Annotated in this window: 21 protein-coding genes; all 21 read right to left on the reverse strand. The window is 49.3% G+C overall.

What is annotated here, in order from left to right; translation table 11 throughout:
• Positions 1 to 16: 16 nt before the first annotated feature.
• The 21 genes from PDUR_RS24255 to PDUR_RS24355 all read right to left on the reverse strand — a co-directional run bounded on the left by PDUR_RS24255 (position 17) and on the right by PDUR_RS24355 (position 24,294).
• The gene (locus tag PDUR_RS24255; RefSeq protein ID WP_042208522.1) at positions 17 to 391 is read right to left on the reverse strand and encodes a flagellar protein FlaG; all 375 of its coding nucleotides are present in this window, start codon (positions 389 to 391) and stop codon (positions 17 to 19) included.
• Positions 392 to 417: 26 nt separating this feature from the next.
• Positions 418 to 657 (reverse strand): carbon storage regulator CsrA, encoded by a 240-nt coding sequence (csrA, locus tag PDUR_RS24260; protein ID WP_042208523.1) that lies wholly within the window; start codon positions 655 to 657, stop codon positions 418 to 420.
• Complete coding sequence (gene fliW, locus PDUR_RS24265; RefSeq protein ID WP_042208525.1) at positions 638 to 1,084, reverse strand: flagellar assembly protein FliW; 447 nt, start codon at positions 1,082 to 1,084, stop codon at positions 638 to 640. Before fliW ends, csrA begins: the two co-directional genes overlap by 20 nt.
• The gene (locus PDUR_RS24270; RefSeq protein ID WP_052410379.1) at positions 1,081 to 1,476 is read right to left on the reverse strand and encodes a DUF6470 family protein; all 396 of its coding nucleotides are present in this window, start codon (positions 1,474 to 1,476) and stop codon (positions 1,081 to 1,083) included. Before PDUR_RS24270 ends, fliW begins: the two co-directional genes overlap by 4 nt.
• 39 nt (positions 1,477 to 1,515) lie before the next feature.
• Positions 1,516 to 2,403 carry a flagellar hook-associated protein FlgL gene (gene flgL, locus PDUR_RS24275; RefSeq protein ID WP_042208527.1) on the reverse strand — a complete coding sequence of 296 codons (888 nt, stop codon included), beginning with the start codon at positions 2,401 to 2,403 and terminating at the stop codon, positions 1,516 to 1,518.
• A gap of 18 nt (positions 2,404 to 2,421) precedes the next feature.
• The gene (flgK, locus tag PDUR_RS24280) at positions 2,422 to 3,996 is read right to left on the reverse strand and encodes a flagellar hook-associated protein FlgK (RefSeq protein ID WP_042208528.1); all 1,575 of its coding nucleotides are present in this window, start codon (positions 3,994 to 3,996) and stop codon (positions 2,422 to 2,424) included.
• Positions 3,997 to 4,038: 42 nt separating this feature from the next.
• Positions 4,039 to 4,539, reverse strand: coding sequence for a flagellar protein FlgN (locus tag PDUR_RS24285; protein WP_042208529.1), 501 nt, complete (start codon positions 4,537 to 4,539; stop codon positions 4,039 to 4,041).
• A gap of 12 nt (positions 4,540 to 4,551) precedes the next feature.
• Positions 4,552 to 4,833 carry a flagellar biosynthesis anti-sigma factor FlgM gene (locus tag PDUR_RS24290; RefSeq protein WP_025695513.1) on the reverse strand — a complete coding sequence of 94 codons (282 nt, stop codon included), beginning with the start codon at positions 4,831 to 4,833 and terminating at the stop codon, positions 4,552 to 4,554.
• 111 nt (positions 4,834 to 4,944) lie between these two features.
• On the reverse strand, positions 4,945 to 5,355 hold the full coding sequence (locus tag PDUR_RS24295) for a TIGR03826 family flagellar region protein (RefSeq protein ID WP_042208530.1): 411 nt from the start codon (positions 5,353 to 5,355) through the stop codon (positions 4,945 to 4,947).
• A 213-nt stretch (positions 5,356 to 5,568) separates the two neighbouring features.
• Positions 5,569 to 6,447, reverse strand: a complete 879-nt coding sequence (locus tag PDUR_RS24300) for a ComF family protein (protein WP_052410380.1) — start codon at positions 6,445 to 6,447, stop codon at positions 5,569 to 5,571.
• Positions 6,448 to 8,541, reverse strand: a complete 2,094-nt coding sequence (locus tag PDUR_RS24305; RefSeq protein ID WP_042208531.1) for an ATP-dependent helicase ComFA — start codon at positions 8,539 to 8,541, stop codon at positions 6,448 to 6,450. It lies immediately after the preceding gene.
• A gap of 226 nt (positions 8,542 to 8,767) precedes the next feature.
• A complete protein-coding gene (locus PDUR_RS27555) occupies positions 8,768 to 9,232 on the reverse strand; it encodes a glycosyltransferase family 2 protein (protein WP_052410381.1) in 465 nt (154 codons plus the stop codon).
• 97 nt (positions 9,233 to 9,329) lie between these two features.
• A complete protein-coding gene (locus tag PDUR_RS24315) occupies positions 9,330 to 10,052 on the reverse strand; it encodes a response regulator (protein ID WP_042208532.1) in 723 nt (240 codons plus the stop codon).
• Between the two features lie 4 nt (positions 10,053 to 10,056).
• Complete coding sequence (locus tag PDUR_RS24320) at positions 10,057 to 11,217, reverse strand: sensor histidine kinase (RefSeq protein ID WP_042208533.1); 1,161 nt, start codon at positions 11,215 to 11,217, stop codon at positions 10,057 to 10,059.
• A gap of 57 nt (positions 11,218 to 11,274) precedes the next feature.
• Positions 11,275 to 13,971 (reverse strand): stalk domain-containing protein, encoded by a 2,697-nt coding sequence (locus PDUR_RS24325; protein WP_042209678.1) that lies wholly within the window; start codon positions 13,969 to 13,971, stop codon positions 11,275 to 11,277.
• Positions 13,972 to 14,279: 308 nt separating this feature from the next.
• Positions 14,280 to 15,482, reverse strand: coding sequence for a methionine adenosyltransferase (gene metK, locus PDUR_RS24330; protein WP_042208534.1), 1,203 nt, complete (start codon positions 15,480 to 15,482; stop codon positions 14,280 to 14,282).
• Between the two features lie 209 nt (positions 15,483 to 15,691).
• On the reverse strand, positions 15,692 to 15,964 hold the full coding sequence (locus PDUR_RS24335) for an alpha/beta-type small acid-soluble spore protein (protein WP_042208535.1): 273 nt from the start codon (positions 15,962 to 15,964) through the stop codon (positions 15,692 to 15,694).
• Between the two features lie 229 nt (positions 15,965 to 16,193).
• A complete protein-coding gene (locus PDUR_RS24340) occupies positions 16,194 to 16,763 on the reverse strand; it encodes a hypothetical protein (RefSeq protein ID WP_042208536.1) in 570 nt (189 codons plus the stop codon).
• Between the two features lie 78 nt (positions 16,764 to 16,841).
• Positions 16,842 to 19,661 (reverse strand): Ig-like domain-containing domain, encoded by a 2,820-nt coding sequence (locus PDUR_RS24345; protein ID WP_042208537.1) that lies wholly within the window; start codon positions 19,659 to 19,661, stop codon positions 16,842 to 16,844.
• A 502-nt stretch (positions 19,662 to 20,163) separates the two neighbouring features.
• The gene (locus PDUR_RS24350) at positions 20,164 to 20,505 is read right to left on the reverse strand and encodes a hypothetical protein (protein ID WP_042208538.1); all 342 of its coding nucleotides are present in this window, start codon (positions 20,503 to 20,505) and stop codon (positions 20,164 to 20,166) included.
• Between the two features lie 174 nt (positions 20,506 to 20,679).
• Positions 20,680 to 24,294 carry an S-layer homology domain-containing protein gene (locus PDUR_RS24355; protein WP_052410382.1) on the reverse strand — a complete coding sequence of 1,205 codons (3,615 nt, stop codon included), beginning with the start codon at positions 24,292 to 24,294 and terminating at the stop codon, positions 20,680 to 20,682.
• Positions 24,295 to 24,442 lie beyond the last annotated feature (148 nt).

Raw genomic sequence — 24,442 nt, forward strand, 5'->3', positions numbered from 1 at the left:
CACATCCTTTCTATTCTTAAATTTTCTTATCAAAAAACACGCCCACGAGTTCTTTCATTTTCATCGACAAGTCAATCAGAAATTCCGGAGGGAGACTGGTTAAGACTTCTTTCGTTTGTGAATCAAGAACCTCTACGTAGAGCTGCCTGGCTTCATCATTATATTTGAAATGAAGCTCTTTGCCAGAGCTGGCAATAGATTCATTTAATTTCTTGATCTGCTCCTCAAACTTTGCTTGTTCCTCTTTGGTCTGCTCATTATAAAAATCAGATCTCTTTTGAATCTCTTCCGATTGGTAGTCGGTCACCGAAGGAATAGGCTGCACACGATGCACAGTTCCAATTCCATTGACTTTACTTGGCTGAGTCGAATCCACCCGATTAATATTCATATTCATCCCCACCTGCTTCAGAATAATTAGCCTTTATAATTTCTCAGAAGGTTAAGGATTTGCTCTTGCTGTAAATGTGCCGTCTGTTCCTTAGCCGCCATATTCTCGGCAACAATTTCCTGATACAATTCCTGCCGTAAGACTTGGACTTCTTTCGGTGCCAGAAAACCCAGCTTGATCTGGTCCCCTTCAATTCCCAGAATTTGAACCTGAATATTGCTGCCAATCATCACGGATTCACCGATTTTACGTCTCAGCACCAACATTAAGTCGTCCTCCTTCCGTCTTTAAAGGGTAACGGATCGGAAGTTCCTGATCTTTGATAATGTACTGGCATCCTTTAAGAGAATACGGAGACAACAGCACGGGAGCCATCAAGTTAACGAACAGCTCTTCTTGTTGAATATTGACCACAACCATGACTCCGACATCTTCAGGAGAATTCAAGGCCAATATTTCTGTTATCTCATCAGAAATTTGAAAGCTGTAATCCAGGACCGCCTCATGGGCGGGTAGCAATACAAAGCTAACTTCCTCTTCGAGGGCATGCAGTATGAAGAAAGGGGTTCCTTCCATCGGAAATAGCGCATAATGAAAGATATCAGAAACTCCCAAGATGCCCGCTTCGAATTCATAAATTTGATTCTCATTCAAGTTCAGAACGCCATAAGCCTTACTCTGAATCTGCCTCATCGGGGAAGGGCTCCTCTCGGATCAACGTGAATTTCCGGCGGATAGATGCGGAAGTCGATATATACGCCTTGATGCGGCAAGGCTTCAACCGTAATCTCTTTCTGTCCGTTCCGCATATACCGAGTGTGAGCAATAGCGCCGAACACATTCTTCTCGCCGGCAGCCAAGTTCGCCATACGGTCTCCTTCCTGAGCTTTAATGGCTATGTTCTCCAAGCCTTGACTTCGGGCTTCCTGCTCCAGATCTCTCATCAGCGACTGGGGGCGTTTAAGCTCAAGATCGTTGAATACGCTGGTCCAATCGGTAAAGAGCTCGGCCGGACGAAGACGGACGGTGAGCTTGGCCGGAATGTATTTCCCCCAAGTACTTGAATCGATTCCGGTTGGCCTCATGCCTCTCACCTCCATTTTGATTCGGCACGAATCAGGACGTTATCTTAAAAAATCAAGCAAAGACGTCTGCATAATTCTCGCACCGGTTGATAGCGCCGACTGGAGAACGACTTCTTTCATCTTCAAGTCGGTAATAGCCGTCGGCACATCGACATCAGCCACATTCGCCCGCATTTCTTTCAAATTCGCCTGCTCACTCGTAATCCGATTCTCCATCAATTCGAAGCGGTTCATGCGCGCCCCGATTTCCGCCCAACCAAGTGAGAAGCGGTCGGCGCTATCGTCGATCTTATCCAAACTGGCGCTAATACCGGCTGAATTGTTAGCGTCCAGCGCCGCAGACAAATCATCCAGTACTTTAAACGCGTTATCCGTCCCCGCTTGACCAAATATTTCTTCTCCCGTAATGCTTACCGGTACTTTGACCGAGGGGCTGACATACAGATAGAACAAGCCGGAGTCGGTTGGTTCTGCTGCTGCATTAGCTATCGTATAAGGAGCCTGATCCGTTTTCTGGCCGTTAAACAGAAATCGTCCATTGTACGTGCTGTTCCCGATAGTCACAAGCTGTTCTTTAAGCTGCTTAATCTCCAAAGATATGACCTTTCGCTGCTCAGTATCATAAGTTCCGTTCGCTGCCTGAAGCGTAAGCGTACGGGCGCGCTTCATAACGTCGGAAGCCTGCTGCAGAAGAGAGTCCATTGTTTTCAGGATTTCCGTTCCGGTCTGGGCGTTGTTCAAAAACTCGTCACTCCGGTCAAGGTCGGTGTCGTACCGCATTTGGTAACCGACTCCAATCGGATCGTCGCTGGGCCTCGTGATCCTCTGTCCCGTTGCCAATTGGTTCTGGCCCTGAGTCATACTCTCGTTAATGTTCCGCAAATTACGCAAAAGCTGCATATTTTGCATGGACCCTGTTACGCGCATATCTGTATCCTCCTAATCCTAGCGTCCTACGATCCCCATACTATTAATGACCTTGTCGAGCATTTCGTCCACCGACGTCATAACACGCGCGGAGGCGTTGTAAGCTTGCTGAAACCGAATCATATCCGATAATTCTTCATCCATTGATACGCCGCTTACAGACTGGCGCTGCATCTGCAGGGCGGTTGTCAAACTCGTTTCATTCTCGAAATTCCGTTCAATGTTCTGTGCGCGAAGTCCGAGATCCGCTGTGAGGGCCCGAAAGAAATCATCCGTCGTCCCCTGAGACAATGAAGTGAGGTTGGCCGGGAATTGGAAGACAGCATCCCGAAGACCGACAAGTGCGATTGCGACATCACTGTTTCCCCGGATCGTCTTGTTGACGCCGCCAACCGTTTCATACTTGGAGGACGCTGCGATTTTGTCCGTATTATTGGCAATCTCAGGATTCACCGCAATGTTGTCGATCGTGAAAGGTCCGCCGCCTGGGGATACGAAGAAGGGGATTCCGGCTGTAGCTGGATCGGACAGAGTATAACCCAGTTCATGCAATCCGTTAAACCCGTCTACCTCAACGGTCATCGGCGAAGTGATCCTGGAGCCTGCCGGAATTGTAGTTCCTGCAAGAATTGTCGCTCCACCTTCCAGGGTTACGTCATTAAGCGCAGTCATATCAGCCGGCGTGACATACCCGTTGTCAAGTGTGACTTGGACCTGTCCGGTAACGAGCGTCTGAATCATTCCGTTTAATTGGTTGCGGATTGTATCTGCTTCCTGAAGCGATCTGACATATCCATTCAGTTGCCCTGCCGTAGCGGTCTGGGCATTGGCGGCAGTCAGAGCGGTTGTATCGGCGCCGTTCACGACATTAACGCCGGCAGACGTAATACTAACCATCCCTTCGGTATCCTCCACTACTTGAACATCAACAATACTTGACAATTTGTCGATTAACAAATCCCGCTGGTCACGGTAATCGTTAGCATGGTCGCCAAAGCTTTCGTTGTCCCGTATAATCGTGTTCAGCTGGGCAATATTGTTGATCAAATCGTTCGCCTCTATGATCTTCTTATCAATATTGGCGTCCGTATCTGTAGTCACGTTTGTAAGGGATTCGCTGATATGCTTAAGGGTGTCGGTGAAATTCTGCGCCGTTCCGACTACTGCAACGCGGGCGCTCAGGAGAGAAGGGTCACGGTTGAGTGTTTCCCAAGAGTTCCAGAAGTCGTCCATGACACTGCTAAGGCCGGTGTCCGAGGGCTCATTAACGATATTCTGGATAGCGGTCATGGCCGTATTCATTACGTCGTAAGAACCGAGTGTCTGATTCTCCCTTCGATATTGAAGATCCAGATAGCTGTCTCTTACCCTTGTGATGCTGTCATACTGGACGCCCGTCCCCAATTGTCCAGGGGCCTGGCTCTTCGTCATACCCATCTGCCAAATGGGTCTCGAAGCCGAGATATTAACTCTTTGGCGGGTGTACCCTTCCGTATTGGCATTTGAGATATTATGACCCATCGTCTGCATGCTTGCTGTGTTAACTAGCAGTGCTCTTTTACTGGTCTCCAGACCATGGAATGTAGATGTCATGAGATAAACAACTCCTTTATGGGTCTAGCTCTATCTATATCATTAAGCTCTGGCATCAAAGATACCGTTGCGTTTAGGAGTCCGAACGGTTTGGGACTGATCCGGCCGGGTATAGGTTGATTCTTCCTCCCCGATTAGAAGATTGAGGGAGAAGTCAATAAAAGATAGGGACTGGGAAACCAGATTCTGATTCAAATCATTTGCGCGCTTAAGCTCCCTCAAGGTGCTAACCAGCATCTTCTGCGCGTTCAGAAGACGAGCCTTCTCTTCGGGTTCGAATACAAGCCGTGAAATTTCCGATATGGTAAGGTCTAAGTGAGATTTGATCCCTTTCTCCCGCATAAACGCATGTGCCATTTCCTGCCGAACCGCTTCCTGCTTATTAATCGCTTTAAGAAGTACGGATTCTCCCATAGTCGTACGCGTCAGTTCATCGAAGTCGTTGCTTAGAATCGCCTGCTTTTTATGCTCGGAAAGCTGAAGAAGCTTCTCACCGAGCTCATTTAATGATTCCAAAGAGTCAATCAAGTTCTGTAGGGCCATTGTCACTATCCTCTAGTCTTGTGAAGACTTCTTGAAATATGGAAGCAATTTCTCGGCAAGATCCCGGGCCTCTACATGATAAGTGCCGGAAGATACGCGGTTCTTCAGGTCCTCAATCTTCTGCGCCCGTTCCGCATTGCTCGTCTGCTGAGCGCGCAGCATCTCAAGAGCTTCTGTGGATATGGAGACTTCATCTTTCTTCCGTGCTTTCCTTACGTTATCAATCGTGCCCGACTCTACAGCTTTCTGATAAGAATTTATCCCGTTAATTCTGCCGGTATCGTTGATTTTCATAAATATCAGTTCCACCTTCCTTGCATAAAATAAAAAAACCGATAACCTTTAATAAGTTTATCGGGCAGGGTTGAAACATTCTTTATAGCTGTAAAATTATATTTTGAAAGCTTATATATTCCGGTGCTTTTCTACAGCCTGATATGCACCCCTCGGTTTCTTAGCGGAAGGGTCATCTGCTTTGCTCTTCTGGGAAGAATTCATTAAATCCTTCGTTAGCCGGCTCCGGCAGCTATCGCACATATGACCCTCGCGGATCAACGTACCGCATACTTCGCATGGATACATCATATTCGGTGCATTGGCGATAGAGATTCGCCCTTCCTTAATGAAACGGGTGATTTCCTTAATAGATACCTCTGTAGCATCAGACAGTTCCTGAATGTCGGCTTCTTTATTTTCCCGAAGATACTTCGCACAAGCCTCATACTGATGCTCCAGTTCTTTAATACAAGGCTGACACAGCTCCATGACATTCTTGACATACAGCCGGCCGCACCGAGGACAATTGTCGAGATTCATAATAGGTGCCGCCCCTTTCCTACATTATGCACCGTAAAATAATTCCTATACACCTTAGATTACATGATTTGGTGAAATTAGTCCATCATCTTCATGTATGACTTCACGTTGTACTGCAGCGTTTGGCCAATATTATGCCATAAAATGAAGTTGAAATGGTACTGATCTCGATCCGCGAGCTGTCTGAGATTGCGCGAATCGCTTGAATTTCCGTTAAGAGCGCGCCCAGGTCAAGCTGTATATTTCAACGGGGTGCCCGCTCTCCTCCGTCACTTGACGTATAACTTCGGCACATGCGCGTATTGTGCTGCCTGTCGTATAAATATCATCCACAATGATGATACGAAACGGACGGAAAGCGGAGGTTCTTCGGTTGCTGCCAAAAATAAGACGGGAGGGAGAAAATAGGAGGGTGGAAACTCCCTTCTCTAGCCGTTCCGGCGGCTGCAGCAGATGCTTGAGAGCCCTCCTCACGTCAGGGTTGACCCCAAAGGCTTCTTTCATGGAAATCAGCCGTTCCGCTCTCCCCTTAAAACTCTGCTTGTCGGTATGGTGCGCGCGGACAAGCAGCTCCATAACAGGGATTTTGCGGCGAGCCGATATGTACTGGGCCAGTCTTTCCGCCTGATTGAAGCCGCGTTCGGCGAGCCGGAGACCGCTGACAGGAACGGGTACAAGCAGATCCGCATTCCACTCAAGCTTCGCTTCCGCCTCGATTTCCGCCTTAAGCATACTATAGGCGCTGTCCAGCATCCGCGAAAGCGGCTCGGCATACTTTTCATTACCACGATATTTATACTGGCTCAGCCATTGACGCATCGCGTTGCTGTAGGCAACCGCGCTTCGGTTGCGGATAAGGGAAGAAGCGTCCGCTCTGCGGGCGCAGTCCGGACAGCCCACATGGCGGCCGCACTTCCGGCAGCGGAGCTTGCGTATCCAGGGAACGGTTCGCGCGCACGCTTCGCAGATTCCAGGAAGCATGGTTGAAAGGTGTCCTAAACGTCCACATGATAAACATTGTTCTTGTCTAGGGGCCAGCAGGGAATGGACGGCGCGCAGCCAACGGCTAATATTTACTGGAAATCCCGCCATTCAAAAATCCTCCTTCTGAAGATAGCCTTTACTTCGGGAAATCCGGTTCATTGTCCGAATCTGCGCGCATGCGCTCCGCTGCGACCGGTTCCACTGCGCGGAAGCGAACACAACCCGGCCCTTGGGGTCGTCCTTGGAGCGGCCTGCCCGGCCTGCCATCTGGACCAGTGAAGCCTCGTCAAAGAGCCGGTTGTCCGCATCCAGTATGAAGACATCACTTCGCGGCACGGTGACTCCCCGCTCTAGAATGGTCGTTGTGACGAGCAGGGAAATTTCCCGGCGGCGGAAGGCGGTCACCTTCCCGGCCCTTTCAGGGTCCTGTGATGAGGTTCCTTCGATAACGACGCCGGGCATAGCGCGCCGCAGGAGCTGCAGTAGCGGGTCAATCTGCGCGATGCGGGCTGCAAACAGAAAAATCTGCGCCTTCCGTTCGAGTGACTGTCTCAGTGTTCTTAATAGCTTTAGCGGCAATCGTCCGCGCTTCAGGCAGTCGGCAACTGAGGGCATCTTCAAATGAGTCGGCACCGGAAGGGGAAAGCCGTGGAACCGGACGGGAACTCTCGCATGCGCCAGCCTTCCCCGGCGGACTTCGCGCTGCATTTGCGTAGGCGGCGTAGCTGATAAGTAGATGAAGCTTCCTCCGGGCTTGCAGGCCCCCTCGGCGGCAAACGCGAGCATGGGATCGTTATGGTAAGGAAAAGCATCCAGTTCGTCGATAATGACAAGATCGAAGGCCTGATGAAACCGCAGCAGCTGATGCGTGGTCGCGAGAGCCAGCCGGCCCTCCGCCCAGCGGTCTTGGCTGCCGCCGTAGAGCACGGCGATGCTCTCCGCCGGGAATGCCTTGGCGAGCCGGGGCGCAAGCTCCAGCACGACGTCGCGCCGCGGCGTCGCCACAAGCGCCCGCCCGCCTGCGGCGAGCACTGCCTCAAGGAGCGGGAAGATCATCTCCGTCTTCCCCGCTCCTGTCACCGCCCAGAGCAGGAACCGCTCGGGGCGGCGGACGGCGGAGCCCGCGCGCGGCTCCGCCAGGAACCCCAGCGCAGCGCCGGCAGCCTCTGCCTGCGCCGCGCTTAGCCCCCACCGGCGCATAAGCCCGGCGGGGTCCATGGCGGCCGTGCCCTGCACGGCCGGAAGCGCTGCGCCGCGCAGCAGCAGCGCGCAAGCCCGGCTGCGCCCGAGCGCGAGGCAGGCCTCGCAGTAGGCGCAGCCGGCAAGGCCGCACGCGGCGCAGGCCGTGCGGCCCGTGGCGGCGCTGCCGCAGCGCAGGCAGCGCGGGGGCGCGGCGGCTTCGGCGCGCCGCGCGGAGCGGGCGAGCCGGGCCGCGCAGCCTGCGGCCCGGGCAAGCACGCCACCTGCTCCCTTCGCTCTCACCATTTGCCGCATACTCACTCCGTGCACCTCACGGCCCACTCCCTTCGCTCTCACCACTTGCCGCATACTCACTCCGTACACCTCACCGCCATCTCCATTCCCTCTCACAATCTGCCGCCAATCTGCACCGTGTATCTCGCTCCTTGCTTTTCTAAGCGGAATTGGCCCGACAGCCGCTTCCAGGTGAAGCCGCCCCTGCAAATGCGCCAGCTGGGCCGCGCTTCTCCAGTGGCCTAATAGCCCGGGATAGCGCTCGGTTAGCAGCGACTCCATCTCGGATTCGAGCAGGGAGCGGCCCGGCAGCGTCTTGGCAATCCAATCTGCATCCTCCAGCAGTTTCTGTGGGGAAGGAAGTGCCTGAAGGTCCGCACCGAACAGCTTGGACTCTTTTTCCATGGCACTCACACTTCCAGCGCCAGCCTGCAAAATGCCCTTCTCATTATCCAGTTCTGTTTCCAGAACAGTCCGCGCATATTTTCTCCAATCCCCATCATTCCACTGCTCCATCTCTTTTCCGTAAAAGAAGCTTGTCCGCAGCTTTACCGCAAGGCCCAGAGGCAGGGAAGCCCCAAGGAGAATCCGTTTATCTGCCTCACTTGCTTCCCGGTTTCCTCCGCCGTATAAATGTCCCTCCCACCACAAAGCATCAACCCTTGGATCGATGGATATGCGCAGGCTCCAGCCTCCTCTTTGTTTTACCGCGTATACTGCTGCCCTCATGACCACACCTCTTTTTTTAAATAAATCGTTCTATCGCTCTCACTTCACTCCAAAACGTTCTTGAACTTATACCGTTACATCCGGCCCATCTTTCATTCTCCCCAAACCTATATTCCTTGTTCCTTCCCCCCTCAGCACGCACCAAAAAAGCACACTCTCCCTCTTTCGGAAAGTGTGCTTCACCTATAACCCTGATATTGAATTGTATCCAAAACCGGATATATTACTACAAACCGCCACCTCTTGATTGACATCCCCTGCTTCCTACAGCCCGCATGAACGGCAGGGGAATTGGCTGCTCCGGGAACCGCAAGTCAATCACAGTTTCTGTATCCTGCTCCGCTGACTGCGCTTTCCTATCTTCTTGTGAATAACTGTCCTTGTACTCCGTCACCCGCAAATCCAGTGAACTACCGCCATCCCGCAGCCCGGAAACGATCCAATTCGTCCCGTCACTCGAGCCATCGTCCATAAAGGTTACCCGCAGCCGTTTTCCCGTTAGGAAGGATTGGAGCACCATCGCGCGGATTACCCCCTCCACCACAGATTCATGATTGCGGGCAATCAGTATATAGTGGAGCCATTTTCCCGTCTCAGAGGCGGTTTCTCTCTTTCCTCGGGACTTAAGCGCATGCACACACACTACCGCAGATGCATATACAGCTCCGATCCAAATCAACTGGGCTATCATGGGGATGCACCTCCTCTTATACCAACACTATATGCCGGCAAAAAAGAAGAGGTGACTGGCGCCGATTTTCGAATACTCCGCTGTATCCGGTGCTATTTTACAGCGTTACCCAGCCATATTTGATCGAATTGATAACAGCTTGTGTACGGTCGTCAACTTCCATTTTTTGCAGAATGCTGCTGACATGGTTCTTAACCGTCTTTTCGCTGATAAATAAATATTCGCCAATCATCTTATTGCTCTTGCCTTCGGCCATCAACCGCAGCACTTCGGCTTCGCGGCGCGTCAGCGGATTGTTGTCCCCCGCCACAAACTTGACGCCAGCTTCCTTCACCGAAGTCTCCGCCATCGCGCCCGCTTCATTCAAATAGGTCATGCGCCGCAGCTGATTAATCAGTTTACCTGTCACTTTGGGATGGATAAACGCATGCCCTTCGCAGACCGAACGGATGGCATTGATCAGCGACTCGGCTTCCATATCCTTGAGTAGATAACCGTTGGCGCCTTTGCGCAGCGTCTCGAATACGTAACTTTCATCATCATGGATGGACAAAATAATCACTTTGACCTCGGGGAACATTTCCCTCAGCTTTTCCGTTGCTTCCACACCATTCTCGACCGGCATGTTAATATCCATCAGCACGATATCCGGTTTGGTATGGTTGCAGAACTCCAGCACCTGAATGCCGTCGCCGCACTCGCCAATGACCTCAATGTCTTCCTCCATGTTTAAAATGCGCTTGAGTCCTTCTCTAAACAACTGATGATCGTCCGCCAAAAGTACTTTAATGGGTGTCTTGCCGGGATTCTGGTTTTCCATTACTTTACTCCTTTCCCTTCTCCACATTCGTTGGAATATGGATAATGATGGTTGTGCCTTCATTCTCGGCAGATTGAATTTCCATTCTTCCTTCCAGCAGTTCCACGCGTTCGCGCATTCCAACCAGTCCGAAGCTCTCTCTGTTGATCTGCTCTGCTTTCATTGCTTGCACGTTAAAGCCTATTCCGTTGTCCTTGACAACAATTTTAATCAACTGTGCCTGATATGTAATTTCCACCAATACGTAACTGGCACAAGCATGCTTCGCGACATTGGACAGCGCCTCTTGAATTAGCCGGTACACGGCTGCTTCCATCGCTGACGAAAGACGATGCTCCTTGCCTCTCGTTTCAAAAGAGGTTCGGATCTTGTTCTTCTCCTCATAATCATGAACATACTTGCGCAGCGTGGGGATTAGTCCTAAATCATCCAGCGCCATCGGACGTAAATTAAAAATGACTTTACGCATTTCTTCCAGGCTTGAACGTACTTGCCCTTTTAAATCTACTATTTCGTCCTGCACCAGTCCAAATTCCTGCTTTACGAGCATTCTTTCTACAATTTCTGTTCTGAGTACCAAATTTGCCAACATTTGAGCGGGTCCATCATGAATTTCACGGGCAATCCGCTTGCGTTCCTCTTCTTGAGCCAAAATAATTTTCAGCCCGATGATTTGACGGTTTTTTGCCGATTCAACAATCCGCGTTACATGTCCCAGTTCGCCTGACAAATACTTTAGGACCACACTCATTTGCGAGCCAATTGATTCCGCCCGTTCCACCGAGTTCTCAACGCTCCGGGCCCGCTTCTGCAGCTCGTCGCGTCTGTTCCGTAAATAGGCTTCTCTTTCCCTTGCCATCATAAGCTCGAGCTGCAGCTCAGTCGCCTTTTCGTATGCGATTCGGATATCCCGTTCTGTATAACGAACAAAATCGCGGCTGACTTCCGTCAAACGGATACGGGACCGACGGTAATCCACCTCCAGTTTGTCTACCTTCTGTAAGGTTTCATCCGTCTCCTCCCTAACCCTCTGCAGTTCACTGTTGAGATTTGCCAGTTCTTCACGGGCAGTTTGCAAAATCTCAAAAATCTGGTACTTGCTGTCTTCCATTACATTGATCGTATTCTTGATCACTCGGTCAATGGCGTCGGTTTGGAATTCCACGGACAATTGCCCCATTTCTGTCGAATCATATAAAGGCCGAGCCTTTATATTAACATATCATGATTCGATTATAACGGTCTTCGTTTTCTGTTCCCATTTTACGGTTAATCCAAGCTGCTCTGAAACTAAACGAAGAGGGACTAAAGTCCTTCCTTGTAGGAGTATAGGCGCTACTTCGGCGCTTTGCCGTTTTCCGTTTAGGATAAACTCCTTTTTATTGACTGTAAGGTCAAGCGCTTTGGAGCCTCGAAGCACCATGATCTTACGGGTTGACGGATCCCAGGACGCGCTGCCGCCAAAAGCATCCAGCACATAACGGATCGGCACATAAGTCGTCCCATCCTTAACCAGCGGCGCCGAGTCAATGGCCTTCATCGTTCCGTTTACCGTTAATGTCTTTTGTCCGATCACCATGACCGCCGTTCGGGGCGGCAATCCCGCCTCACTGGATAGCGAAGGCATCGTGAAGGACATGTTGTCGAATGCCACGGTTCCGGTTTTGGCCCGCTCATCCTGCCCTTCCTCGACATTAACGACATACAGCCGTTTTAGTGTTGCCGGGAATTTCATATTTGAGCCCGAAAGATCAATGTTCAATGTCTTCCATCCGGTCCAGTCGATGGTTTTAGCCAGATCCACATAAACCGTCGCTCCGCTATTGTCCGTAAATTCGGCCCGGAGCCAGTTTAGGCTTTTATCCCCCATCACATCGAGCGTCATTGAGGTTGCCGCTGCCGGAACCTGTTTGCCCGTTGTGCCGTTAAGCTGGGCGTAGGCATACATCTTGCCTGTACCCGCTGTCATGTCATAACCAAGCGACAGCACTTTCGAGCCCGCGTGATTATCGCTGCCGTCCGTAATGGTTGCCGATCCTTGAACCCCCGAAGCATTTGTCGTAAAGGCAATTGGATAGGTAACATTTTCAAAATTCTCCCATGGGACAGCCGCTGCCTCCGTCAACACAATGACCGTGCTGAATCCGTCGTAGCGCGCGATAGCATAACCGGTCGTAACTCCCGGGTTGACCGTATTCACCGTTAGCTTTCCATCTTGCACGCTGCCCTGGAAGCCGACAAACTCCCATTTCAACGCGGAGCTCGGCACACTGATCGAAGCGCCGCTGTTCGTGACTGCGGTTACTGGCACCGATATTACGGTTCCCTCCTTGAGCGGAGCGCTTGCTGTTCCCGGCTTCAGACTGGACAGGTCGCCACTTCCCAGCACAGTAACCGTCGTAGAGGCGTTAACCGACCCGCTTCCCGCTGTCAGAGTCGCTGTTCCCGGCTTCACCGCCGTCGCTTCGCCACCGTTAACGCTCACGCTGCCGCTGCTTGACTTCCAAGAAGGATTGCCTGAAGCAACGTCGACCGGGTTATAATACGTGTCGTAGCCTTTCAACGTATAGGCCGCTGTCTGCCCGATCAGCAGGACGCTGCTGCCGCTGATTTTGATCCCCTTTAATTCGCCCTGCGGCGCGTTCGTATAGACGCCTAGACCGTTCACAATGCTGCGCTGCTCCGTGCCGTATTCGGTATCGAATGTAAGTGTAGTCTGCGTCTCAGCCAGCGGACGGTCAACCATCGTCGTCGAGCCGCCGCCGTCAAGGTTCAGCCCTTTATATACACCGATGCTTGTCATAAACGATTGCAGCTCTGACAGGGACATGCCTGAGCTGTCATCATTCTTCTCTGCCGCGATGATGTACACGTAACGTCCATCCTCGGAGTATCCCAGCGCTGTTCGTGCGCGATATCCGCCGATACTGCTGACTGAACGGGAAAATGCCGTCGCTTTGCCTTTATCGACCAGTATCGTATGCCCCCCGATCATCATTTTGAGGCTGGCCGGGTCAATGGTCTCTCCTGTCACTTTTGATTGCAGCGAATACGCCGCCGTCAACGGCTGGCCAATTGCCAAATGATCGGCCACGAACTTTGCCGCTGTCCCGTGTGTCCGCAAAATATATGCCCCCGCCGGCACAGCCACCTTCAAAGCGGAATTCATGGAGATCTGCGTGATGATTCCGTTCTCAACAAGCACCTCCGTTGGTGTAGTCGAGCTGTTCTTCGGGCGATCCTGCGCCGTCCAGGCATCCGTATAAATGTATGCTGCGTTGGCATGGCTGTAAGTGGATGTTCCGCCCTCTGGGCTATAAGCTCCCTTGTTAATCCCGGATAAGGCGAACTGTGTCCCATCTGCTGCTGTTATCGTTCCCGTGAACGCAAAATCATCGATTACCGGCTTATTCTCTGTCGTTAGGGCAAAGGCATAAAGGCCGTTCAGCTGCGATGGTGTTGATACCAGCGTTCCTCCGGACACTTCACCTCCAATCGGAGCTCCTTCGCCGCCGGTATTGAAATAATCTCCATTTACTGCCGCCACTGCGCCTGTCTCTCTGGCCATTCCACCTGTACTCTGGCGCGTGGTCAGCTTTCCGTTCTTACCTGTCATTACATCAATGGAGACATATGGATTGTTCAGATCCACGCGAATGACATCTGCCAGACCAACTGCCTTGCTGCCGGAGCGCGTCACGGTGTATTTATATTTCAGCTTTGTGGCACCCGAGGTAATAATTTCTTCACTCACTTTAGTAGCCGTAAAAGAAGAAGCGGCCACCGCAATCGAAGCATGCCCCTGTTCAAACAGCGGGAGCTCGCCGCCGATCACCGGCATAATCCACAGTACACCCGCAAGTGAAGCCGCTATCCATTTGGGGGCTGCGTGTCCCTTATTATTTCTTTCCTTGTCCATACTTGCCTGATCCGATGAGCAACTGCCATTCATTCCAAGTAACTCTCCCATCTCTTGTATTCCCATTACATAACCTGGCCTGAGAGGAAACGGCTGCGATGTCTACTTAGGGGAGGCACCCCATTTTTAGTCTACACTCTTAATAGACTAGATTCTGCTGAAAAAGTTACGAAATTGATAGAAAATCTCTGAACTTCGTTGTTTTCGGCAAGTAAAAAGAGCCTTCTGCAGAGACAGTTCAATAAGACTTGTCTGTACAAAAGGCCTTTTTGTTCCTATACGTAGGCGCTGATCGCCTGATTATTGAGTTACAAACCAGCCTGCTCCCTAAGCAAAGGTGCTTTGTCGACGCGTTCCCAAGGCAAATCCAAATCCGTACGTCCGAAGTGTCCGTATGCAGCCGTCTGCTTGTAAATCGGTCTGCGCAAGTCCAGCATGGAAATAATTCCGGCAGGACGCAGGTCAAAATTACCGCGCACCAATTCCACGAGCTGATCTTCACCGATTTTGCCTGTGCCGTATGTATCGACATTAATGGAAACCGGATTAGCTACGCCAATCGCATAAGCCAGTTGAATTTCACATTTGTCAGCCAGACCGGCAGCTACAAGATTTTTGGCCACATAACGCGCGGCATAGGCAGCTGAGCGGTCAACTTTCGTCGGATCTTTACCGGAAAAAGCGCCGCCGCCGTGACGGGCATATCCGCCATACGTATCCACAATAATTTTCCGTCCGGTCAACCCAGCATCCCCTTGCGGGCCGCCGATGACAAACCGTCCGGTAGGATTGATAAAATACTTGGTCTCACTATCCAGCAGCCCTTCAGGCACTACCGGCAAAATCACATGCTTCTTAATATCCGCCTGGATTTGTTCCAGCGTAATTTCCTCCGCATGCTGCGTGGATACAACGATCGTATCCACCCGTACAGGCTTGTCATCCTGGTATTCGATCGTAACCTGGGTTTTACCATCCGGTCTCAAATAATCCAAGGTACCGTTTTTGCGCACTTCAGCCAAACGGCGGGCAATGCGGTGGGACAAAGCAATGGGCAGCGGCATCAGTTCAGGCGTCTCATTGGTTGCAAAGCCAAACATTAACCCTTGATCTCCCGCGCCAATATTTGCGGTTTCTTCAGCAACCTGAGCAGGATCGCGATCTTCAAGAGCTGCGTTAACACCTTGAGCAATATCCGCGGATTGTTCGTTTAACGAGGTTAGTACAGCACAAGTATTGAAATCGAAGCCGTATTTGGCTCGTACATATCCGATGTCTTTAACCGTACTGCGGACAATGGAAGGAATATCCACATACTCGGACTTTGTGCTAATTTCTCCAATTACGAGGACAAGGCCGGTAGCTACCGATACCTCACAAGCTACGCGCGCATAGGGATCGTTGGCGAGGAACGCATCCAGAACCGCATCCGAGATCTGATCGCAAATCTTGTCCGGATGTCCCTCCGTTACAGATTCTGATGTAAACAAATGACGTCCTTTAACAGGCATGAACTCAACCTCCTATTTAATAGGTAGAAACTGCTTGGTTATTCCTTATTTTTATTCTTCTTGAGTAAAAATTCATATAAGTTCAAGGTTTAACCCTGCAAAAAAATCAACCTTTTCCACATGGAAAAGGTCGGTTTTCCTCAAATGTCATATTAACTTATTTACATGTGAGTGTCAATCAATGCCCGATCTTCGGCGCCTGATCTATATTATGAGAAAAGGGCTTGCTCGGCCTGCTTAACAAGCCGCTTCGTAATTTCACCGCCAACAGAGCCATTATCCCGAGAAGTAAGATGCCCGAGATATGGAGTCCGGGATGCCGCAGGAGCTCCTCCCAGAACCCCCAACTCGGAAGCGAATTCCGTATCCGCCCCTTCTCTGTACATTGGACCGTATAGACCAAATTCGGCTGCAATTTCAAACTTCATCTGCTTCAGCATTTCCCGGCTTTCCGGAACAACTGTGCGATTGCTGCGAGCCATGAACTGCACCTCCTGTATATTTGTATAAGATTACAGAAGTATTGTGCACAGTCCGTCTTACTTGCAGCCGCAGTAATGTTTGTTGGTTCTGGCAAAGGAGACCTTTCTTTCAAGTGTATCCCTAAAGCAGATATTCTGCTGCAGTCTATTAAGGGCAGATAACCGTGTATAAAAGATAATAAAAAAGCCAATTCTAAGTTTGAATGGATCAGCCAAGGCAGCCAAGGGATTACTGCAAGGTATAGCCTCCTCGAACCATTACAACAAGACCGAGGGTCTGTCCGGATTGCACCGTTATTCCCCGTCCCTCTCTAGGAAAGGACAAGAGGTGATTCGTTGGCGCCGGTTGGCCGTTCGCGAGATCTTGGCCGTCTGTCAGATCGGCTACACCGTTCGAATCGAGAGAATAGATAACTGCTTTGCCTGCTCTGACAATAAACTCAGCTCCGGCTGCTGCGATTAACATCTGACCCGGTTTGACATCGACTATGACACTCTCATTGCTGCCGCCTCCTGTCCCTGTCGCCGGAGAAGCTGTGGCTGTCGCAGTGGGCTTAGCGGTAGCTGGCGAGGGTGTGGCAGTTGGCAGTTTGGTAGCAACCGAAGACGCTATCGCACCGCCTTGCAGCGCTTTTTGAATCTGCTGATCGACATAACTCTTGGTTACCACAGGATCATCAGCGGTTCCAGGTTGATTCCCGACATCAGCACCCTGTGCCGTATTGCGCACAATCGAGCCCGCCCACACACCGCCTGCCAACAGTATAGCGGCAAATGAGATTTTCCATAGCGGCTTCATGGAGTTCCTCCTTCCAATGCAGGTATAAAAAAAGAATAGCCTCCGAAGAGGCTATTCTTGCTTCGGTGAGGAAGCTAATTATTTACCGGAAACGGAAGTTCCAGTAGTAATTACGTTACCAGCAGCATCTGTAATTACAGCATCATCATTAACAGTTACTGTGATTGTGTAAACGTAGCTTGCAGCCAGGTTCAGGTTGCCGGCAGCATCGCCAGTGTAAGCGATGATTTCGTCAGCTTGAATGCCTGCTTCTTTACCATTCTCAACAAAGAGGACGGAATTGTTGCTGTAAGTTCCAGCTTGAACCGGTACATTCAGTACCCACTTAGTAGCTGGAGCAGTACCAGTGAGCGGTTGTACACCAGATACCGGTACAGTTACTCCGTTAACAACAACCTTCAGATCGCCAGCGTCTACTCCTTGAACTGCCTCGGAGAAGGTCAGGATCAATCTGGAAGAGATGTCGGAAGATACAGCGGCAGAGGACAGCGTAGGAGCCACTTTATCTACGAATCCAGTAACGGATTTCACTACCGGAACAATGGTGTTGCCAGCAGCATCTTTAATTCCGTTGATTACCAATTCCTGAGCATCGGAAGAGGTCACAGCGGCAGAAGGAATGAACAACGAAGCTGTTACACTTGTCGGATTGCTTGATCCATTGTAGCTAGTTGTGATGTAAGAACCAGCAGGCAGTGCTTTGCCAGCAAGAGTATAGTTGTTAACATCACGAACCGTTACAAGGTTAAGACCCGTTGCATCGTAAACATCGAACGTTACGCGTTGGTCAGCACCAACTGTTACGGCGTTGCTAATGTTGTTAACGCTAGGTTTCTCAGTATCGGCAGAAGTCGTTGTCGAAATTGTTACAGGAAGGACAACTGCTGCGTTTGCATTCTTAGCCGCTGCTGTATCTTTAACCAGACCAGCTGGCAGACGAAGCGTATAAGATCCGTTAGCCAGACCTGTTACATTCTTAAATGTAACCGTAGCGCCATCAACAGAGTAAGTGCTAGCGGAGACAGTGAACGGATTAGGATAGCCGTTAGCATCATTAATCAGGGTAATTCCAGTTCCTGTAACCGTTACGTCTTCGGAGAACTTAACTACCAAACCTGTGCTTCCGTAAGTAGCACTTACTACTGTAGGAGCAGCCGAATCTTTACTGAAGCTAATCGCTTGGGAATAAGCACTTGCAAGCGTATTGCCCAGGTAGTCGCGAACACTCGTTCCAAATACGATAGTACCGTTGAAAGTACCATTGCTGGAGAACGTGAACGCAGGAGCGGTCAGTGTGTAAGTTTTAGCATCAGTTTTGGAAACTACGAATGCACCTTTGCTTTCGCCGTTAGCGTCCAGCAGACGAATGCTGCCATTCAGGGAAAGTTGATCCATGTTTTTGCTGAATACAACTTTAACTTTGTTCTCGCCGGTAACTGTGATGCTCGATACCGAAGGAGCAACTGTGTCAGATACTACTGTTACAGTTGTTTTAGTTGGGTTAGGCGAGATGTAGTTGCCTGCAAAATCAGCAATGTTCAGCAGGGATACATCATAAGTTTTACCGGATTCCAGTGTACCAGTAGTCAGTACCAACTCATCCAGTGAATCGCCGGCCGCTACAGTTACGGCAGAACCGTTAACATAGGCGATTACGCCAGTTGCTTTAACAGGCTCGCTCAGTTTAACGTAAACTTTATTAGTTGTTGCTTTAGCTGTTGCAGTTACCGAAACAATAGTTGGAGCCACTGTATCGTTAACATCCAGCAGTTTTGTATAGGCCGGGATTTTCTCACCAGCAGTAGTCTTAATAGCATCAGTCAAAGTAAATGCGTATTGACCTTTAAGATATTCAGTTCCAGCAAGAGTAATAGTAGCATCCGTACCATCAGCTCCAATAACTACATTAGCGATGTTCGGAGTAACGGCAGGTGCGTCACCCAGTTTAGTCAGGCTAATTACGCCGTCAACCAGAGTTGTATTGCCGTATACTGTTTCAGAAACAGTGTTGGAATCAACTGCGCGGTTGAACTTCACAACGACTTGCTTGCTGTTCGGAGCAGTTACGGAAACTACTTGCGGAGCAGCCAGCGTTACTTTAGCTGTGTAGTCATGGTCGTTGTATTTGAAGCTGATTGTTGTTTCAACGCCTGCAACCAGAGGTGTTGTCAAAGTAACTGTAGTTGTAGCTTTGTCAGAGAAAGTTACCAGAACGCTGGTTGGGCTCAGAGCTTCTGCAGAAGCTACTACAGGCACAGTGGACAGAGTGCTTACTGCATAAGCTGTTTCAACTACCAGAGAACGAGTTGCGGTTCCTTTGAAGTTGGTGCTTGCAGTGATCAAGCCCTTGTTGATTAAGGCTTGTGCGTAACCTTTAGCCCATGCGGATGCGTTGTTGTCGGTAGTAGTAGGAGCTTCCAGTTTCAGAGCGCGGAACAGTACTGTTGCCACTTCTTCAACTGTTACTTTACCTTTGTAGTCGAAGATACCTTTTACAGTATCTTTACCTTGCATCAGGTTAGCTGCAGTAACAGCTTCGATGTAAGGAACTGCCCAGTTCTTCGCGTTGTAACCTTTGTCTTTGTAAGACAGTTTGTTAGTTACTTCAGTCAGGTTGAACAGTTTAGTTACGATCTTCGCGAACTCAGCGCGAGTCAGATCTCTTTCCAGATGAGCTTGGCCGTCCGGGTATCCGTTCAGGATGCCTTTAGCTGCCAGAGCGTCGAATTTTTGTTGCGGGGTTGTTGCTGTTTCACCAAATGCTACAGAGGCAAACATCGAGAATGCCATTGCTGTAGATAGTGCTACGGACAAAATTTTCTTCATAACCTTTTTTTCTCCTCCTTGAACATTCATGAACTGAGAATCTTGTTTAGTTGGGTAGCTCATGTCACTCATTAGCCGATGCACCCCCTTTCCCGAGTTGAGCAAGTTAAGTATAAATGATGTCTGTGACGGGTATCACAGAAACTGGTAAATAAATTCTAGGCGTGTAATAACACTAGATTCCTAATTCTACCTTAGTATTATACAATGTGCCTAAAGTCACGTAAAGCTAATTTTTCCAATTGGTCTAGCTTGCTTTGCAGCCAATCAAATAACCACTGTTCAATGGCTCTACATCTTTAACGCGCGAGTTGCGTAAAAGTTGCGGTTCCCCTAAAAATAATTTAGAAAGTTTATTTCCGTCTCATGCCAATAGATGAATTGTCTGTATGTATTTGAATCGTTCGTTAAACTGGATGGATACGGAAATCAATATATCACGAGCTCTGTTTCGCGGTCATGAAGCAATCTTTTTTTATATATCAAACGCTAAGTAAGCTCAGTCCGATTCAGCTTCTAAGTGCTTATAATAATAAAAAGAGCGCCGAAGCCGGCACCCTAGTCTTCACCAAAGTTATCTGATCTTCATGGAAAGCTGGATAATCTCCTGCCGTTTCTCCGGGCTGGAATTCACGTTATTATACAGGGCGTCAATCGCTTCGCGATTCTCCCGATAAGTTTTTTCGTGCTTAATTGTAGAGTGGGACCAATCGATCAGCGCGTTTTCCGCAATAACCAGGTCATTGTATGCATCATGAAATCCGGTTGCCTGAACGAGCTCTTCCATGACCTCTTGAGTGATTTCCTGCAAGGCGCGTTTCGCCGCGATTTCCTTTTCCATTACTTTTGCTGTATTCTCAAACTTGTTCTTAGCTTTCATGTAATCGAGCTGAGCTTTTGATAAAATCGGTTTCATCTAGCGTTCTCCTTCTTGCTTGAGTGTGTTCTTGCATCTTCTTACGTCATTGTATCGTAAAGTACGCCATATTTCAAAGAATTGTAATTGGAAATTAAATAACAGAAGCCCCCTTCCCAAATCGGGGAACGGGGGCTTCTTCTTTCACTCTGAATACAGCCGGATAGTCGCAGCTTATAATTTTTTCATTTTAACCATCATGCGCTGTGCCATTACCGCCGCGTCTGCGCGTGTGAAATACGCCTGCGGGTCAAAGCGGTAAGTCACCTTCTTCTGACCGGTTACCAGTTTATTGGAAATGCCAGAAATAACACCCGCCTTATTCACCGCCAGAATGGACGGAATGGAATAAGAAGATTCAATAGAACCCGTGTCCGTGAATAGTTTCTGCAAGGCCGCGCGATCCTTATCTATGGTACCCAGCTTGAGATTCATGACTCTTGCGATCATTACTGCCGCATCCTCTCGGGATAGCGTAGCATTAGGCGAGAAGAGTCTCGGTGCCGTGCCCTTGATAATTCCTTTGCGGACAGCTGTTTCAATATAGCGGTAATCCCAATGATAGTCGCTGTATTTGATTACATCAGAGAAAGTTAATTTATCGGGCTCGTAATCCAACTGAATACCCATTATTTTGACCAGCATTGTCGCAAATTCTCCACGGGTGATATTTTCATAAACACCGAACTCACTGGAATCCTTTGCATTCATGATCCCTTTAGCCATCATAGTCTCAAGTTCAGTACGCGCGTACGGATGCGAGACAATATCATCGTAGCTGTAGCGGAGACTCAAGACTGCATAGTAGCCGAAACCATCAAATGGCGCAGTAATTGTCTTGCTGCTGGTATTAATCTTGCCGCCCATGTTATACCAGGTGCCGTCAACGTTTTTCCAGACGGAAATATTAGACGTAGCAGCGTTGGCCAAATTTGAATCGTATTTCAATGTAATGGTTCCCTGTTGAGTCGGCTCAAGCCATTTCCCCATGTGACCGAGATAAAATTCATTCCCGGTCTTGTACGGATGCGAGGAAACCACGGTATCATAATCATTAATAGAAGTGTTGTTCACAAAATAACCCGGATCGATCCAGTATAGATTGGACGCAAAACCGTAATGCAGCTTGGGAGTCAAATAAGTGGTCGCCAACGAGTTGGCGCTGACTTCTTTCAGCTTGCCATCCAGAACATTCCCGCTGCTATCGGTTTCTCCAACAGGGTTATACTGCTTGACGGTTCGTCCATCCTGCTTATCAGCAATACCCAACAAAATATATTGTTGATTAAAGAGATTGATTTGACGGGTATTGGTTGTCCCCGGCGCCGGTGTCGCATCCCGCAGCAGCGTACCTTTCGGGAAGTTGAGCGTTACAGCATTCTGGAATGCGCTCAGTTTGCCCGATGTATTCAGAGTTGTTTTGAGCTGCGCTCCTTGAAGAACTTCATCCGAATAAGTAACACTAATCGAGCCGTTCGTTTTTTGATTGCCTGTAGTAACTGTAAACTTAATAGTATTTAAACCCTTCTTCAAGCCCCTTAATTCTGTACGGAAAATATCATGCTCGCCTTTGACCAACGCCGTCTTGCCAATAACAATACTGTCTGCACCTTCGGCTTGAATGCTGACATCAAGGAAATTCTGCTTAATCACACTTTCATTCGGGAGCTTGGGCGACAAAATGGTGTATGGCGGTACTTCACGCGTAATTTGCAGCGTCTGAGATACCGTCGAAGTCTGCAGACGCGCGGTTACTGTAATGGTTCGCAGACCGGTTGTCGGAAGACTCTGCCCCCGCAGTGTAAATGTTCCGTTCTCGCCTGCAGGTACTGACAAGTTTACAGTTGAAGGAGCATAAGTCCATGTTGAACCGCTCCTACTCGCTACAACTTTCTGCGTACCGTCTACCATGATGACGATCTGCTCAGCATTGCTGGCCACAAACTGAATATCAGCGCTCGTCTGATTGGTCGTATATTGCAGATTAGCAGTCTTTATAAACAACTGATCCGGATCGGTCGTCTGGTTAAGTGGAAGCGGAATAAGTCCCGCCAGAGACGGCAAATTATCCGGGAACAGATACACGGTTACGCTTGTGGATACCGGCACCCCATTAGCCATACCGGTGATAGTGATTTTGTTAGGCCCGGAAACGAGTTGGTTGCCGGATGTACTGAAGCTAAATTGGTTATCAGAAACGTTCATGGGCAGTGCGCTGGTCGACCCGTTAATCGTAATCTTAGCTGAATCCAAATCATCTGTTGGAAAATTAACCAGTTTCCCTGTTACGGCTGTGAAGTCTTCAGCGTTCTTAAACACCTGATTATTATAAAGATTCGTTAACTCGATGTACGGAGCGGATATATAATTAACCGTAAAAATTTTAGAATCGACGATATTGCCGCTGCCGTCCTTTAAATCAATATGAAGCGTCTGTTCTCCGGTAGGCAGACTGTTGATTTGATATACTCTGTATTCGTCAGTGGTTCTATGGGAAATCGGGCTAAACGCAGAGCTGGTAACCGGGCTTCCATTCTGATAAGTCGTAATTGAAAGCTTATTTCTTGTATCCGAGTCGGCCTTGCTGGTCTTAACAAGCAGCCACAGCGGTAGCTGAAACAAACTGGAATTATCGCTAAACGCTCCGGAAGACATATAAGACACAATGGTGTCAGGTGCAGTTCCCGTTACACTAGGACTGTAAATCTGCTGTACATCCGTAATATACGCTGTTGCGGAGTTTCGGAAATCAAACTTGACCGGTGTAATGCTTTTGCCGTCATAGCTGCCGTTAAAAACAATGGTGTATGCGCCATTGGCTGAAAGAGTCGGGACAGCCGCATCAGAGGTATAATTAAAGGTAATAAAACTTCCTGATGACGATGGAGTCGATGATACAGTCGCGGTTCCCGAGAACACATCGCTGCTGTTGGTTGTATTACGAACGGTAAAAGTCAGTGCCGAAAGATTCGGAACACCAGAGGTGTCAGGCACTTTAAATGTGATGGAACCGCTAAGATTTCCGCTGGCTTCCGTAACAACATTGCCGGTATCCACCGCCGTAGTACCAATTTTCGTATTATGCGGCGTACCCGATCCTACCGGAGCGTAGATAACTTCGCGTGAAACGGAATAGGTGCGTGTGCCGCCATCTGTCGTAGCCACAAAGGTCAGCTTGTTATATCCCACCGAGAGCGGATAATCGGCAATAACAAAAGTAGTGCTGCCGCCGTTGTACATTTTGGAGGAGTTAATCATCACCTCGGAAGCGTTCGGCGCTTCAAGTGTAAGTGTCAATCCTGGAGTGTTGACCAACGTTGGAGTGCCCTCGCCAAGCTGCTTGCCGTCCGGCAGTGCAATATTATAAATCGCGGGTACGTTGGAGAAATTGACATAGGCCTCGCCGCTGGCAAGACTGCCGTCCGAAGTTACACCGTAAACCGTAATGCGGTTAAGTCCTTGGCTCAGCTTGACGTTCGGAAATGTGAAGAATTTTTCATTTGTGATATTCGGCTTCACGTCTGCGCCGCTCGCGCCGGGAACTTCCGTCCCATTTACAATACTGTCCACCTTATAATAGATACTGTCCGGCGATACACCATTAAATGTACCCTCGACATCAACCGTACTTGTGTTCACATTGGTTGGAAAGTCTTTGCTTGTACTGAATTTGGTAAAGGTAAAATATTGCCCTGTCGCGGCATACGCCGCTCCTGCTGCCGAAAGAGTCGACAGCAAGATTACAACCGCTAAAATGAAATTGCCCATCGACCTGATTCTGTTCTTCACGTAAGAAACCTCCCACTACTATTTTGATTTTTGATCCAGGAAGTGAAACTTCCGGCCTAGTCCACCCTCTTCCTTTTTATCGGCGATTCTCAATCTAATAATTAGCAAATATTTAGTAAAAACAAAAAAACCTCATTCCAATGAATGA

The organism is Paenibacillus durus, assembly GCF_000756615.1.
Lineage (GTDB): Bacteria > Bacillota > Bacilli > Paenibacillales > Paenibacillaceae > Paenibacillus_AQ > Paenibacillus_AQ durus.